The sequence below is a fragment of the Amycolatopsis sp. SID8362 genome (assembly GCF_010550475.1).
Lineage (GTDB): Bacteria > Actinomycetota > Actinomycetes > Mycobacteriales > Pseudonocardiaceae > Amycolatopsis > Amycolatopsis eburnea.
Window position 1 is genome coordinate 1 of the sequence record NZ_JAAGNB010001761.1, and the last position, 14,201, is coordinate 14,201.

18 protein-coding genes are annotated in these 14,201 nt (G+C 72.6%); 8 read left to right on the top strand and 10 right to left on the bottom strand.

Annotated features, from left to right (window positions below):
* Window positions 1-172 precede the first annotated feature (172 nt).
* Entirely contained in the window at window positions 173-1,303 is a 1,131-nt protein-coding gene (locus G3I65_RS53560) for a glycosyltransferase family 1 protein (RefSeq protein ID WP_160703996.1), read from the top strand.
* A 294-nt stretch (window positions 1,304-1,597) separates the two neighbouring features.
* Window positions 1,598-2,455: a glycosyltransferase family 2 protein gene (locus tag G3I65_RS53565; protein ID WP_160703970.1), complete on the top strand. Its 858-nt coding sequence runs from the start codon at window positions 1,598-1,600 to the stop codon at window positions 2,453-2,455.
* Here G3I65_RS53565 and G3I65_RS53570 read toward each other — a convergent pair.
* Window positions 2,452-2,904 (bottom strand): hypothetical protein, encoded by a 453-nt coding sequence (locus G3I65_RS53570; protein ID WP_125307143.1) that lies wholly within the window; start codon window positions 2,902-2,904, stop codon window positions 2,452-2,454. The two genes, G3I65_RS53565 and G3I65_RS53570, sit on opposite strands and share 4 nt — an antisense overlap.
* Window positions 2,905-3,046: 142 nt before the next feature.
* Between G3I65_RS53570 and G3I65_RS53575 the strand changes: the two genes are divergently transcribed.
* Together G3I65_RS53575 and G3I65_RS53580 are read left to right on the top strand one after the other, a co-directional pair.
* Window positions 3,047-4,126 carry a sugar phosphate nucleotidyltransferase gene (locus G3I65_RS53575; RefSeq protein WP_160703972.1) on the top strand — a complete coding sequence of 360 codons (1,080 nt, stop codon included), beginning with the start codon at window positions 3,047-3,049 and terminating at the stop codon, window positions 4,124-4,126.
* Between the two features lie 3 nt (window positions 4,127-4,129).
* A complete protein-coding gene (locus G3I65_RS53580) occupies window positions 4,130-5,026 on the top strand; it encodes a DNA-3-methyladenine glycosylase (RefSeq protein ID WP_160703974.1) in 897 nt (298 codons plus the stop codon).
* A 10-nt stretch (window positions 5,027-5,036) separates the two neighbouring features.
* Here G3I65_RS53580 and G3I65_RS53585 read toward each other — a convergent pair whose 3' ends face one another.
* From G3I65_RS53585 to G3I65_RS53615, 7 genes are read right to left on the bottom strand one after another with little or no spacing between them, the layout of a single operon-like run.
* Window positions 5,037-5,297: a hypothetical protein gene (locus G3I65_RS53585; protein WP_160703976.1), complete on the bottom strand. Its 261-nt coding sequence runs from the start codon at window positions 5,295-5,297 to the stop codon at window positions 5,037-5,039.
* Window positions 5,297-5,662, bottom strand: coding sequence for a GntR family transcriptional regulator (locus G3I65_RS53590; RefSeq protein WP_160703978.1), 366 nt, complete (start codon window positions 5,660-5,662; stop codon window positions 5,297-5,299). The genes G3I65_RS53585 and G3I65_RS53590 overlap by 1 nt, the downstream gene beginning before the upstream one ends.
* The gene (locus G3I65_RS53595; RefSeq protein ID WP_160703980.1) at window positions 5,659-6,171 is read right to left on the bottom strand and encodes a hypothetical protein; all 513 of its coding nucleotides are present in this window, start codon (window positions 6,169-6,171) and stop codon (window positions 5,659-5,661) included. Before G3I65_RS53595 ends, G3I65_RS53590 begins: the two co-directional genes overlap by 4 nt.
* A 27-nt stretch (window positions 6,172-6,198) precedes the next feature.
* Window positions 6,199-6,744: an NUDIX hydrolase gene (locus tag G3I65_RS53600; protein ID WP_160703982.1), complete on the bottom strand. Its 546-nt coding sequence runs from the start codon at window positions 6,742-6,744 to the stop codon at window positions 6,199-6,201.
* A complete protein-coding gene (locus G3I65_RS53605) occupies window positions 6,741-8,135 on the bottom strand; it encodes a coenzyme F420-0:L-glutamate ligase (RefSeq protein WP_160703984.1) in 1,395 nt (464 codons plus the stop codon). The genes G3I65_RS53600 and G3I65_RS53605 overlap by 4 nt, the downstream gene beginning before the upstream one ends.
* Complete coding sequence (gene cofD / locus G3I65_RS53610; protein WP_160703986.1) at window positions 8,071-9,060, bottom strand: 2-phospho-L-lactate transferase; 990 nt, start codon at window positions 9,058-9,060, stop codon at window positions 8,071-8,073. Before cofD ends, G3I65_RS53605 begins: the two co-directional genes overlap by 65 nt.
* Window positions 9,057-9,890 carry a GNAT family N-acetyltransferase gene (locus G3I65_RS53615; RefSeq protein WP_160703988.1) on the bottom strand — a complete coding sequence of 278 codons (834 nt, stop codon included), beginning with the start codon at window positions 9,888-9,890 and terminating at the stop codon, window positions 9,057-9,059. The genes cofD and G3I65_RS53615 overlap by 4 nt, the downstream gene beginning before the upstream one ends.
* 9 nt (window positions 9,891-9,899) lie before the next feature.
* Between G3I65_RS53615 and G3I65_RS53620 the strand changes: the two genes are divergently transcribed.
* The 3 genes from G3I65_RS53620 to dapC all read left to right on the top strand — a co-directional run bounded on the left by G3I65_RS53620 (window position 9,900) and on the right by dapC (window position 11,639).
* Entirely contained in the window at window positions 9,900-10,121 is a 222-nt protein-coding gene (locus G3I65_RS53620) for a hypothetical protein (RefSeq protein WP_163046917.1), read from the top strand.
* A 109-nt stretch (window positions 10,122-10,230) separates the two neighbouring features.
* A complete protein-coding gene (gene fdxA, locus G3I65_RS53625) occupies window positions 10,231-10,551 on the top strand; it encodes a ferredoxin (protein ID WP_072474489.1) in 321 nt (106 codons plus the stop codon).
* The gene (gene dapC / locus G3I65_RS53630) at window positions 10,548-11,639 is read left to right on the top strand and encodes a succinyldiaminopimelate transaminase (RefSeq protein ID WP_160703990.1); all 1,092 of its coding nucleotides are present in this window, start codon (window positions 10,548-10,550) and stop codon (window positions 11,637-11,639) included. Before fdxA ends, dapC begins: the two co-directional genes overlap by 4 nt.
* On the opposite strand, the gene G3I65_RS53635 is transcribed toward dapC, so the two are convergent.
* Window positions 11,633-12,250, bottom strand: coding sequence for a TetR/AcrR family transcriptional regulator (locus G3I65_RS53635; protein WP_160703992.1), 618 nt, complete (start codon window positions 12,248-12,250; stop codon window positions 11,633-11,635). The genes dapC and G3I65_RS53635 overlap by 7 nt on opposite strands.
* An 81-nt stretch (window positions 12,251-12,331) precedes the next feature.
* Here G3I65_RS53635 and G3I65_RS53640 point away from each other — a divergent pair, with 81 nt between their 5' ends.
* Window positions 12,332-13,735: an FAD-dependent monooxygenase gene (locus G3I65_RS53640; RefSeq protein WP_160703994.1), complete on the top strand. Its 1,404-nt coding sequence runs from the start codon at window positions 12,332-12,334 to the stop codon at window positions 13,733-13,735.
* Here G3I65_RS53640 and G3I65_RS56810 read toward each other — a convergent pair whose 3' ends face one another.
* A complete protein-coding gene (locus G3I65_RS56810; RefSeq protein ID WP_166641727.1) occupies window positions 13,736-13,912 on the bottom strand; it encodes a hypothetical protein in 177 nt (58 codons plus the stop codon).
* Window positions 13,913-14,201: the final 289 nt, after the last annotated feature.

The following is a 14,201-nucleotide window of genomic DNA, read 5'->3' on the forward strand; positions in this document are numbered from 1 at the left end:
GGCCGAGCTGGTGCGCTCGGGACGTGACCGGGCGAAGACGTTCACCTGGCGCCGCGCCGCGGAAGCCGTCTGGGCCATCCACCGGCGGCCTCGCGATTAGCCCGGTTTGCCAGTTCCCCACCAGCGCGGACGGTCACCGCCGTACCCTGCAGGGGTGAGCGATGACCCCCGGGTGCTGATCGACGCGACCGCGGTGCCCGCGGACCGCGGCGGGGTGGGCCGGTACGTGGATTCGCTGGTCGCCGCCCTGGACGCGGACGGCGCGCGGCTCACGGTCGTCTGCCAGCCCCGCGACCTGCAGCTTTACGATCGGCTGGCACCGCGGTCGCGCGTCGTCCCGGCTTCCCCGTCGACGACCACGCGGACGGCCCGGCTGACCTGGGAACAGGCGACCCTCCCGCGGCTGTCCCGCCGCCTCGGCGCGGACGTCGTCCATTCGCCGCACTACACGATGCCGCTCGCGACGTCGGCGGCTTCGGTGGTCACGCTGCACGACGCGACATTTTTCACGGACGCGGTGCTGCACTCGTCGGTGAAGGCCCGCTTCTTCCGCGCGTGGACGGCGACGGCGTTGCGCCGGGCGACGGTGTGCGTGGTCCCGTCCGCGGCGACGGCGTCGGAGCTGGCCCGCGTCGCCCCGGTCCGGCACGCGTCTTTGGAAGTCATTCACCACGGAGTCGACACGGAGCGCTTCCACCCGCCATCCCCGGCGGAGATCGCTTCGGCACGGGCGGCGGTCGGGCTCGGGCGGACGCCTTACGTGGCGTTTTTGGGGGCGTTGGAGCCGCGGAAGAACGTGCCGGCGTTGATCCGGGGGTTCGCGCGGGCGGTGGCGGGTCAGCGCGAGGCGCCGGCGTTGGTGCTGGCCGGGCAGCCGGGGTGGGACACGCAGGTGGAGCGGGCGTTGGACGCGGTGCCGCACCGGCTGCGGGTGATCCGGGCGGGGTACCTGCCGTTCGGGACGCTGGCGGGGTTCCTGGGGGGTTCGTCGCTGGTGGCTTATCCGTCGCTGGGGGAGGGGTTCGGGCTCCCGGTGCTGGAGGCGATGGCTTGCGGGGCGTGCGTGCTGACGACCCGGCGGTTGTCGTTGCCTGAGGTGGGCGGGGACGCGGTGGCGTACTGCGGTGTCGGTGCTGGGGACGTGGCGGCGGCGATCAGCGAGCTGCTGGCCGACCCGGGGCGGCGGGCGGAGCTGGCTACGGCGGCGCAGCAGCGGGCGAAGGAGTTTTCCTGGGCCACGACGGCGGAGCGGCACCGGGAGGCGTACGGGAAGGCCTGGTCACGCCACCTGCGGAGCCGCTGACCCGCACCGGGCGGGTAGTACGCTGCATGTGCGAGGTCCCCGTGGGGCCGAGTATGAAAGCCCGTGACGCGTCCGGACGGTCGTCTCGCGGGCTTTTCGCCAGTCGCCGTCCGCGCCGGTGCGCCCCGGATGCCGAGCGCCAAGCGCTCACTGACTCACCCTCGACGGCGGAGCGTCACCGGCACACGTACGGGAAGCCCTGGTCACGCCATCCGCCTTCCCGCCGACTTCTCCCAGCGTGCTCCTGACCCGGGGTGCCGGGAGCGCACAGCGTGACGAAGGGACAATGGCCCGGTGACTGAGCAGACCCGCTACGGCGACCAGATCGGCGTCGTCACCGTGACGTACTTCTCCGGCGAAACCCTCGAGCGGTTCCTCGACACCCTCGACAAGGCCACCGATCGCGACGTGCAGGTCGTCGTCGCCGACACCGTCTCCACCGACGGCGCGCCCGAGAAGGCCGCGAAGCGCGCCAACGTGCACCTGCTCAGCATCGGCGAGAACGTCGGGTACGGGACCGGGTGCAATCGCGGGGTCGCCGAGCTGGACGACCGGTACGGGTGGATCGTCATCTCCAACCCCGATCTCGAATGGGAGCCCGGGTCCCTCGACACGCTGCTCGAAGCCACCGAGCGGTGGCCGCGGGGCGGGTCGTTCGGGCCGCTCATCCACGAGCTCGACGGGACCACCTACCCCTCCGCCCGGCTGCTGCCCTCCTTCGGGCGCGGGATCGGGCACGCCGCGCTCGGGAAGGTCTGGCCCGGCAACCCCTGGACCAAGCAGTACCGGCAGGAGACCGGGACGCCCGTCGAGCGCGTCGCCGAGTGGCTGTCCGGGTCGTGCCTGCTGCTGCGGCGGGAGGCGTTCGAGTCCGTCGGCGGGTTCGATTCGCGGTACTTCATGTACTTCGAGGACGTCGACCTCGGGGACCGGCTCGGCAAGGCCGGCTGGCTCAACGTCTACGTGCCCTCGGCCGGCGTCATGCACCTCGGCGGGCACTCGACGTCGCAGGCGTCCAAGAAGATGCTCGCCGCCCACCACGCGAGTGCCTACCAGTACCTCGCCGACCGGCACCCGGGACTGCTCTGGAAGCCCGTGCTGGCCGCGACGAAGCTCGGGCTCGCGCTGCGGCTGAAGCTCGAGACCCGCTAGATCCCGTCGAGCCGGCGGGAGAGGTCGGACTTGCCGTTGGTCTGCGTGACCGTCGGCACCAGTCCGGTGTCCTCCGGGTCGGGCTCCTTCAGCGGGCTCGTGATCGGCTCGGCCTGCGGACGGCGGGCCAGCGGCGTGGGCATCGGCGTCGTCGGCGTCGGCGTGCTCAACGGCGTCGTCGGCTGCGGGCGGCGGCCGCCCGGGACCTCCAGTCGGCGCGTCGGGGACGAGCCGGCCAGCGGGTGGTCGTTCTCCTCGATCAGCGACGCCGGCAGCTGCGTCGTCGTGTCGGGGTCCTGGCTCCGGTCGAGGCCGTCGATCGCCGCGCGCGGGATCTGCTGGGTGTTCGACGAGTCCATCGGTGACGTCGCGCTGTCGGGTGTCACCACGAACACACCGCGCGCCTGGGCTCGTGCGAGCAGGGCGTCCGCCCGATCGCGGGGGTCCATCCCCTCGGCCTCCCGACTGACCCGGGGGCCCTCTGGGGAAAGGCCCGCCTGTTTCCTGTCTAGGGTAGGCCCTCCGGGCGACCTCCGTCAGGGTTTCCCGCGGCTTGTCGCTCAGCGGTGCGTGATACAGGAGGAGATTTCCGTGACGTCCGAGGTCGAGGTCGATGCCGTCGTGCTGGTCGGGGGCAAGGGCACCCGGCTGCGCCCGCTCACCCTTTCGGCGCCGAAGCCGATGCTCCCCACAGCCGGGACGCCGTACCTGAGCCACCTGTTCTCCCGCATCCGCGAGGCCGGGATCCGGCACGTCGTGCTGGGGACGAGCTACCGGGCGGAGGTGTTCGAGGAGTACTTCGGCGACGGCAAGTCGATCGGTCTGGACCTCGAATACGTCGTCGAGGAGGAGCCGCTCGACACCGCCGGCGCCATCCGCAACGTCTACGGCAAGCTGCGCGCCGAGAACGTGATCGTCTTCAACGGCGACATCATCTCGGGCTCGGACCTCGGCGAGCAGCTGCGCGTGCACCGCGAGTCCGAGGCCGATGTCACCCTGCACCTGCAGCGCGTCCCGGACCCGAGCCGGTTCGGCTCGGTGCCCACCGACGAGACCGGCCGCGTCCAGGCGTTCCTCGAGAAGACGCCGAACCCGCCGACCGACCAGATCAACGCCGGCTGCTACGTCTTCCGCCGCCCGGTGATCGAGGCCATCCCGACCGGCCGCCGCGTGTCGGTCGAGCGCGAGACGTTCCCGCAGCTGCTGGAGCAGGGCGCGCACATCCACGGCTTCGTCGACGCGTCCTACTGGCTGGACGTCGGCACGCCGGAAGCGTTCGTCCGCGGCTCGGCGGACCTGGTGCGGGGCGTCGCGCCGACGTCGGCGCTGCCCGGCCGCCCCGGCGAGTTCCTGGTCCTCGACGGCGCTTCGGTGGCCGAGGACGCCCAGCTCTCCGGCGGCTCGACCATCGGCGGCGGCGCGGTCGTCGGTTCCGGCGCGAAGATCGACGGCTCGGTCCTGTTCGACGGCGCGGCCGTTTCCGAAGGCGCGGTCGTCGAGAACTCGGTGCTCGGGCACGGCGCGCGCGTCGGGGCCGGCGCGATCCTGCGCGGCGTGGTCCTGGGTGACGGCGCGTCCGTCGGCGCGGGCTGCGAGCTGCTGGAAGGCGCTCGCGTCTGGCCCGACACGGTGCTGCCCGACGGCGCGATCCGCTTCTCGAGCGACGCGTAGCCGATGTTCTGGCGTCCCGCGTTCGAAGTCGACTTGGGGAGGGTCCTGAGTCCGCTGAAGCGCGGCCGCGGGTCGCTGAACATCCTCACCGACGAGCGCGGGATCACCTGGCTCGCGATGAACACCCCCGACGGCCCGGGCACGCTGGCGCTGCGCCGGCTCACCGACGGGCGCGTCGAGGCGGCGGCCTGGGGTGCCGGGAAGGATCGCCTGCTCAGCGGCGTCCCGGCGTTGCTCGGGGCGGATGACGACGACAGCGGGTTCGTCGCGCACCACGACGTCGTCGCGCGGGCGCGGCGGGCGAACCCCGGGCTGCGGCTGGGTGCGACGGGCGTGGTGTGGGACTGGCTGGTGCTCGCCGTGCTGGAGCAGAAGGTCGCCGGGAAGGAGGCGATCCGGTCGTGGGCCGAGCTGTGCCGCCGGTTCGGCGCGACGGCGCCCGGGCCAGGGCCGGAACGGCTGCGTGTGCCGCCGACGCCGGTGGCGCTGCGCTCGCTGCCGGACTGGCACTGGCACCGCGCGGGCGTCGACATCAAGCGCCGGACGGCCCTGCTCAACGCTGCCCGCGTCGCATCGCACCTGGAGCGGGCCGTGGAGCTGCGCGGGCTCGAAGGACGGCACTGGCTGCGGCAGGTCCCGGGCATCGGCGTCTGGACGGCGGCGGAGATCGCCCAGCGCGCGTGGGGCGACCCGGACGCGGTGAGCTTCGGCGACTACAACATCCCGTCGATGGTCGGGCACGCGCTGGCGGGCACGAAGACGGACGACGCCGGGATGGCGGAGCTGCTGGCGCCGTATGCCCCGCAGCGGCAGCGGGCGGTGCGGTACCTGGAGTCGGCCGGGCACACGCGCCCGCGGTTCGGCCCCCGCATCGAGCTGCGCGACTACCGCGCCATGTGAGGTTTTTCGGCTACTGCTGCGGCGGCGGGGGGTAGCCGCCGGGCGGTGGGTACGGCGGCTGCTGGCCGGGGTAGGGCGGCTGGGGTGGGTAGCCCGGGGGCTGCTGGCCGGGGAAGCCTTGCTGGGGCGGGTAGCCCGGCTGCTGGTAGCCCGGGTACTGCGGCGGGTACGGCGGCTGCTTGGGCTTGCTCGAGTTGACGATCAGCAGGACCACCCCGACGATGCCCGCGAGCACCACCACGATGATCAGCAGCATCAGCACGCTCACCATCAGCCATTCCCCTCGTCGAGCGCGGCGCGGACGATCGACAGCGCCTCGGCGGATCCCAGGCCCAGCTTACGAGTGATCTTCGCGTACTCCGCGGCGGCCTCCTGGGCGCGGCGGCGGCTCTGGTCGCCGGACGCCGCGACGAAGCTGCCGGCGCGGCCGCGCGTCTCGATCAGGCCCGCTTCCTCCAGCTCGCGGTAGGCGCGCGCGACCGTGTTCGGGGCGATGCCCAGGTCGGCCGCGAGCTGCCGGACCGTCGGCAGTTTCGTGCCCACGGCCAGGCTCCGGTCGTTGATCCGCGCCGCGAGCCCGGATCGGACCTGCTCGAAGGGCGGCACCGAAGAGGCGTTGTCGAAGGGGACGATCACCAGCTCTGCGGCCCCGCTCCCGGACCCGGCAGCGGCTGCTGCGGGAACGACGGCCCCTGCGGCGCGTACTGCTGCGGCGCGGGCGGGTAGCCCGGCTGCTGCGGGAAACCCTGCTGCGGCGAAGGCGGGTAGCCGGGCTGTTGCGGGAAGCCCTGTGAGGGTGGCGCGGAACCCGCTTGGGCCGGAGGGAACCCCGGCTGCGGCGCCGCGGCACCCGGGAACCCGGGCTGCTGCGGGAACCCCTGCGACGGCGCGGATCCCGCCTGATCGGGGGCGAACCCCTGCTGCGGCGCGAACCCTTGCTGCGGCGGGAAGTTCGGGTTCGGCGGGAACTGCCCGCCGTTCTTCATCGCCTCTTCGCGCCGCATCTTCGACACGCGCACGACCACCGCGATGATGAACACGATGACGCCCAGGATGATCAGCCCGAGCACGATGTACCCGAACACGCCGGTGTCCCCACCACTCCCGGAGTGGTAGTGCACCCGCTCGGGGAACTGCGTAGCCATGTGGTCCCTCCCTGTCCGCGATCCAGGCTAGTGCCCGGCACCGACAGGAACGGCCGCTTTCACCAGATCGGCGAGATCTTCCGACCCCGCCGGGAGCGCGTCCGCCGGCCACCACCGCAGGTCGTCGGACTCGTCGCTGCGCACCGGTGAAGCACCCGCCGGCGCGTGGACCGCGAACCGGACGTCGAAGTGGCGTGTCGGGACGCCGAGGGAGCACGTGATCGGGTGGACGTCCAGGTGCACCGGCTCGGCCGAGATCCGCAGCCCGGACATGCCGGACTCCTCGGTGGCCTCCCGCAGCGCCGCTCCGGCCAGCGAAACGTCGGACGGCTCGCAGTGCCCGCCGAGCTGCAGCCAGCGGCCGACGCGCGGGTGCAGCGTGAGGAGCACCCGCGTGCCGGTGGAATCCAGGAGCACCGCCGATGCCGTGAGGTGCCCGGCCGCGCACGAGCGCTGACAGCTGTCCTCGCGCGCCGCCAGGAAGCCGAGGAACGCCTGTCGCAGGGATTCCTGCGCAGGGTCCGCCGGCCGCCACGAATCCAGCGTCGCGACGGCGTCCGCGTGCAGCGTCACAGCTCCAGCAACCCTTCGCCCGGCGAAACTTCCCCGCGCGGGGGCGGCGATTCCAGCGGGACGCCGATCGCGACCGACCCCAGCGGCTGCCAGCGCTCGTCGAGGCCGAGGACGTCCCGCACGAGGTCCGCGGCGAAGATCGTCGACCCGATCCAGCACGAGCCGAGCCCTTCGGCCGCCAGCGCGACCAGCAGGCCCTGCACCGCCGCGCCACCCGCGACGGTGAACATCGTCTTCTCGCAGGCGTTGCGGCGGTCGTCGCGGTAGGTGTGGGCGCCGTCCGGCACCAGGAACGGGATGACGACTTCCGGTGCGCGGTACAGGATGTCGCCGCGGCTGAGCCGCTTCGCGATCTGCTCCTCGGTGAATTCGTCGCCCGCCAGGTCGGCCCGCCACGATTCGCGCATGGCGTCGAGCAGCTTCTTGCGCGTTCCGCCGTCGCGCAGCCAGACGAACCGGACCGGGTGCGTGTGGTGCGGCGCGGGCGCGGTCAGCGCGGACCCCACCGCCCGCCGCAGCGCGTCGGGATCCACCGGCTCGTCCGCGAACTGGCGCACCGAGCGCCGGGCCGGGACGGCTTCCCGGCGGCCCTGCGCGAGAGCTTCGTTGGTCCCCAGCCGGAAGAGGTCCTCCTCCAGGGGGCGGATCAACGACCGCGCCGTCGAACCGTCGTCTTCGATCGCGAGCCCGCGCACGACCGCGACCGGCGTCCCGCCGAGCTTGCCCTTGACCAGGTCGGCGGCCGCGGCCAGCTCGTCGGCGACGGCGACCTCGGTGACGGCCAGCTCGTTGCCCTGCCCGTCGATCTGCCCGCGGTAGGCGTGCAGCACGCGCAGCCCGGACGCGCCGATCGCGTTGTCGGTCTGCCCGACGCGCCAGGCGCGGCCCATCGTGTCGGTGATGACGACGGCGACCTCGACGCCGAGCCGCTCGCGCAAGCCGTTGCGCAGGGCCAGCGCGGAGGCGTCCGGATCGGCGGGCAGCAGCGCGACCTCGTCACCGGCCACATTGGACGCGTCGATCCCGGACGCGGCCTGCACGATGCCCAGCGGGTTCTCGGTGATCACCGTGCGCGCGATCCGCGCGACCACCCGCACGGCCTCCTGCTCGACGAGCTTGCGGCGCTCGGCGTCGCGGGCCTCCGGGTCGGTCGGCACGCGCACGAGCCTGCCCTCGGCCTTGGAGACGATCTTGCTGGTCACGACCAGGACGTCGCCCGAACGCAGCCAGGGCGCCGCGGCCACGATCGCGCCGGTCAGGTCGTCGCCGGGGCGGAACTCCGGGAGCCCGGCGACGGGCAGGATCTCCAGCTTGGCGGAAGCGTGGTCACTCAACAGGGGCTCCGGCGAGTTCGAGCGCCGCGCGGGCCATCGCCGCGGTCGCGTCCACATCGGACATCAGCAGCGGGACGTCGCGGACGGTCACGCCCGGCACGTCCGCCGTCTCGCCTTCGGCGATCAGCCAGCCGTCGAGCACGCCGCCGTCCTTGCGCGAGCCGTAGTGCCGGCCCACCGCCTCGGCGGACGTCTCGACGCCGATCGCGTCCAGGCAGGCGTCGGCCATCCCGCGCAGCGCCTTGCCGCCGATGATCGGCGACACCCCGACGACCCCGGCCGACGTCTTGCGCAGCGCGTCCCGGACCCCCGGCACGCCCAGCACGGTGCCCACCGACACGACCGGGTTCGACGGCGCGAACAGCACGGCGTCCGCGTCCTTGATCGCCTCGAGGACGCCCGGCGCGGGCTTGGCCTCGTCGGCGCCGACCGGGACGATCGAGTGCGCCTTCGGCTCGGCGCGGTAGCGCACCCACCACTCCTGGAAGTGGATGGCCTTCTGCTGGCCGTCCTGCTCCGGGTCGTCGATCACGACGTGCGTCTCGACGCGGTCGTCCGACATCGGCAGCAGCCGGACGCCGGGCTGCCAGCGGTCGCACAGGGCCTCGGTCACCGCCGAGAGCGGGTAGCCCGCGCGCAGCATCCGCGACCGGATCAGGTGGGTGGCGATGTCCTTGTCGCCGAGCCCGAACCAGTCCGGGTCGGCGCCGTAGGCCGCCAGCTCCTCCTTGACCACCCAGGTCTCGCCCGAGTGCCCCCAGCCGCGTTCCTTGTCGATCCCGCCGCCGAGGGTGTACATGCAGGTGTCCAGGTCCGGACAGATCCGCAGCCCGTGCATCCAGACGTCGTCGCCGGTGTTGACCAGCGCCGTCACCTCGTGCCCGGACTCCGAGGCACCTTCCGGTGCCATGCCCAGCGCTGCCTTGACACCCAGCAGGAAGCGGGCCCCGCCCACTCCGCCGACCACTACCACGATCTTCACGACGTCGAATCCTCGCACGAGCCGGGTGCGGGCACCCAGTACCGGTATCTGTGGTGCGGGGCGTAGCCGAGCCCCGCGTAGAGCGCGAGCGCGCCCGTGTTCCCCTCCGCCACCTGCAACACCGCGCGGTCCGCTCCCTGTTCCACGCCCCAGGCTCCCAGCGCCGCCATCAGCGCCGACGCCAGCCCCCGCCGCCGGTGCTCGGAGCGCACGGCGAGCCGTCCGACGTGCAGCCAGCCATCCACCAGCGCGCCGCGGACCGCGGCCGTGGTCACCTCGCCGTCCTCCGCGACGCCGTACCCGACCTTCCCGCCGGTCAGGACGGCCCGCGCGGCCTCGGTACCGGCGTCGGACCCCAGCACCAGCTCCCACCACCCCGGCGTCGGTTCATCCGCCACTTTCGGTACGAAAGATGCGTGTGGAGGGCCTGAGGCGTCACTTTCCCTAGGAAAGATGCGTCCCGAGGGCCCGGAGGCGCATCTTTCCCTACGAAAGCTGCGCCTCGGGGCGAGCGGGGCGGTCAGGACGACGACCTCGTGGCCGGCGCCGTGGGAAGCGGCCGGGAGCCAGCCCGAGGCGGCGATCGCGTGCTCGTTGGGGCTGTCGCGGACCACCTGCACCATCGGCGGGATCCCCCGATCGTGGGCGAAGTCACACACCGCCCGCAGCGCCTCCGACGCCGGCCGGCCGGGGTCCCCGACGGCGAGGACGCTGTTGGCACGCCCGGTGAAGCCGTCCGCCCAGCGCAGCCGCCACTCGCCCAGGTACTCCTCGACCACCGGCGGCCATGCTCTGCTGCAGGCGATTTCGAGCGTCTCGGGTGTGTTCACCGCTAGATTGTGACGGAGGCGGTGAAGGCCGCGGAACGGATTTCCGAGGAGGTGGCCGTGGGCATCCAGCGCAAGGACGAGCGGCACAACGAGAAGCTCGTCGACGAGATCTCCGAGGGGTTCAACCGGGCCGTGGGGGAGAAGAAAGCCGAGGACGAGGCCCCCAAGCCGCGCTTCGTCATCACCGGCGACGCCCGGGCGACCCCGCCCCCGCGCCGCCGCGAGCGGTGAGCTCCATACCCGGGGTATGGCTAAGGCTTGCCTCACCAACCGAACGGGTGCCGATGCCGCGTAATGTCGGCACGGACTGGCTGTTTGCAGAGAAAAGCAGGAGTGCGCAGTGACCTACGTGATCGCCGAGCCCTGCGTCGACGTGCTCGACAAGGCGTGTATCGACGAGTGCCCCGTGGACTGCATCTACGAGGGCGAGCGGATGCTGTACATCCACCCCGACGAGTGCGTCGACTGCGGCGCCTGCGAGCCGGTCTGCCCGGTCGAGGCGATCTACTACGAGGACGACGTCCCGGACAACTGGTCGGACTACACCAAGGCCAACGTCGACTTCTTCGACGAGCTGGGCTCGCCCGGCGGCGCCTCCAAGGTGGGCAAGACCGCCAACGACCCGGCCTTCATCAAGGCGCTGCCCCCGCAGGGCGAATGAGCCCGGTCGCGCTGCCCGACTTCCCCTGGGATTCGCTCGCCGAGGTCAAGGCCACGGCGCAGGCGCATCCCGGCGGGGTAGTCGACCTCTCCATCGGCACCCCGGTCGACCCGGTCCCGGCCGGCATCCGCGACGCGCTGGCGTCGGTTTCGGAGATCCCCGGGTACCCGACCACGCACGGCATCCCGGCGCTGCGCGCGGCCGCGATCGCCGCGCTGGGCCGGCGGCACGGGGTCACGGGCATCGAGCCGGACGCCGTGCTCCCGACGATCGGGTCCAAGGAGGCCGTGGCCTGGCTGCCGCGCCTGCTCGGCTTCGGCGCGGGTGACCTCGTCGTCATCCCGGAGCTGGCGTACCCGACGTACGAGGTCGGGGCGCTGCTGGCGGGCGCGTCGATCCTGCGCGCCGACAGCACGTTCGCGCTCGGCCCGCAGAAGCCGGCGATGATCTGGCTGAACTCGCCGTCCAACCCGACCGGCAAGGTGCTCCCGGTGGAGCACCTGCGCAAGGTCGTCGAGTGGGCGCGCGAGCGGGACGTCGTCGTGGTCTCCGACGAGTGCTACCTGGCGCTCGGCTGGGAGGCCGAACCGCTGTCGATCCTGCACCCGGACGTCTCCGGCGGCCGGACCGACGGCCTGCTCGCGGTCCACTCGCTGTCGAAGTCGGCGAACCTGGCCAGCTACCGCGCCGGGTTCCTGACCGGTGACCCCCGCCTGGTCAAGCAGCTGCTCGACATCCGCAAGCACGCGGGCATGATCGTGCCGCGCCCGGTCCAGGAGGCGATGGTCGCCGCTCTGACCGACGACGAGGCGCTGGAAGCCCAGCGCGGGCGTTACGCGCGCCGCCGGCTCGTGCTGCGGAAGGCGTTGGAGGACAACGGCTTCCGCGTCGACCACTCCGAGGCCGGCCTGTACCTCTGGTCCACCCGGGACGAGGATGCCCACGCCACCGTCGCGTGGCTGGCCGAGCGCGGGATCCTGGTCGCGCCCGGCACGTTCTACGGCCCGAAGGGCGGCAAGCACGTCCGCGTCGCGCTGACCGCGACCGACGAGCGCGTCGACGCCGCCGTGGAGCGGCTCACTCAGTAGTCGTGGCCGGTCAGGCCGCGGTAGACGAACCGGGTCAGCAGCTCGATCGCTTCTTCGTCGGACGGCGGGGTCCAGCCCGGCGGTGAGCCGTGCAGCCACGTCGCCGCGAAGGCGTCGACGAGGTTGTACATCAGCATCCCGCAGCGGTCCGGCGTCGTGGGCAGCTTCAGCCCGGCGCGGGTGACGTGCGCGAGGTGGTCGTCGAGGTCGGCGGCCTGGGACGCGCCGAACTGCGCGAGCGTGCGCGCGAACGATTCGCTGACCATCGCCGCCTGGCGCAGCGCCAGCATGGTCGCGGCGTTGTCCCGGTAGAACTCCCAGTACTGCCGGACGTGCCAGCGCACGGCCGCGGGGTCGCTGAAGTCGTTCAGGTGGTCTTCGCGCTCGGCGCTCTCGTCGCCGGACGCCGCGATGTCGGCCAGGAGCGCCTCGAGCAGCTCTTCCTTGCCCGCGAAGTGGTTGTAAAACGACCCCGCGGCCCGGCCCGCCTCGGCGGTGATGTCGGTGATCTTGGTGTTCAGGTAGCCCTTGCGCGCGAAGACGCGCTTGGCCGCGGCCTTGAGCGCGTCCGCCGTCTCGGCGGCTTTCTCCTTGCGGCTCGTCGCCGTCATCGGCACCTCCCTTGACACGGGACGCTAGCAGCGCCATTCTGAATCCAGATTCACTGAATGGCAATTCACTGGGAGGACGACATGGACACACGGGTGCTGATCGCGGGGGCGGGACCGACCGGGCTGACGCTGGCCATCGAGCTGGCGCGGCGCGACGTCCCCGTGCGGATCATCGACAAGGCGGAGACGTACTTCGTCGGCTCGCGCGGCGACGGCATGCAGCCGCGCACGCTGGAGGTCTTCGAGGACATCGGCGTGCTCGACGCCGTGCTGGCCGCCGGCATGGCGCCGGTGCCGATGAAGATCCACCTCGGCGGCGAGGTGGTCGGCGAGCGGATGATGTTCGACCCGGTCGAGCCGACGCCGTCGAAGCCGTACCCGACCGGCTGGTTCCTGGGCCAGTCGCAGACCGAGGGCATCCTGCGCGACCGGCTGGCCGAATTCGGCGTGCGCGTCGAGCTGAACACCGCGCTGACCGGGTTCGAGCAGGATCCCGACGGCGTCACGGCCACGCTGAGCACGGGCGAGACCGTGCGGGCGGCGTACCTGGTCGGCGCCGACGGCGGGAAGAGCTTCGTGCGCAAGGCGCTGGGGATCGCGTTCGAGGGCACCACCGACGAGTCGATCCGGATGCTGCTCGGCGACGTCCGGGCCGACGGGCTCGACCGTGCGTACGGCCACTGGTTCGCGACGCCGGACGAACCGATGAACGGCATGATGTTCAGCCCGCTGCCGGGCACCCCGCACTTCCAGTTCGGCGCCTCGCTCGGCGACGAGACCGACGTCGAAACGGCGTTGCCCGCGGTGCAGGCCCGGCTCGACGTGCTGAGCGGCGGCACGGTCAAGCTGTCCGATCTGGCGTGGTCGACGGTGTGGCGGCCGAACGTCCGGCTCGCGGAGCGCTTCCGCGACGGCCGCGTGTTCCTGGCCGGCGACGCGGCGCACGTCCACCCGCCGACCGGCGGCCAGGGCCTCAACACCGGCGTCCAGGACGGCTACAACCTGGGCTGGAAGCTCGCCGACGGCACCCCCGAGCTGCTCGACAGCTACGAGCCGGAGCGGCGGACGGTCGCGGCCCGGGTGCTCGGCGTCTCGACGGCGCTGCTGCAGAAGTACGTCGACGGCGACGAGGACGCCCACCACCGCGGCGAGGACACCCAGCAGCTGGACGTCGGCTACCGCGGCGGCCCGCTGTCCCCGCCGGGAACGGGCGCCCTGCGGCCGGGCGACCGGGCACCGGACGCACCGCTGGTCGACGCGAACGGCAAGCGGGTCCGGCTGTTCGAGCTGTTCCGCGGCCCCCACTCGACGGAGCTGCTGTTCGGCGAGGGCGAGACGTCGGGGTACCGGATCCTGCCGGCGGGCAGTGCGCCGGTGGGGGACGCGCTGATCGACGAGGGCGGCCACGCGTACGCGGCTTACGAGGCCGACGGTGGTCGGCGGGTGCTCATCCGGCCGGACGGGTACGTGTGGTCGATGTCCTGATCACGACATCCCGCCGTGCGTGGAGTTGTCGTAGGTGCCGTTGGGCTTGGCGCGGTACGGGTAGCGGCCGAGTTTCCGCCCGCGCCGCACCCGGCGGCCGGCGAGGCTGCCGATCGTGAGGATGACCAGGGCGAGCAGGACCACGCCGCCGATGGCCAGGGTCAGTGCGGTCGCCATCACCCGAGCTTAGGGGCGCTGGCGCCGGTCCGGGGGCGGCCGAACTGCCATGAAAGGGTCGTTCATGTCGTCAGGCGAGGTGAACGACCCTTTCATGACGTGCAGGCAGCCGGGGCCCGGCCGGCCCCGGCCCACCGGCGCCGGCCGTGGCGAGTGGTGCAGCGCGGGCCTGCGACGCCGGCGAAGCCGCCGTCGCGCGTGCTTCCGCGACTCTGCCGGGGATCGGCCGTGCGGACCCGACCTGGCCGGGCCCCGTCGTCGGAGGTCCTGAATGACTCATTCATGTCGC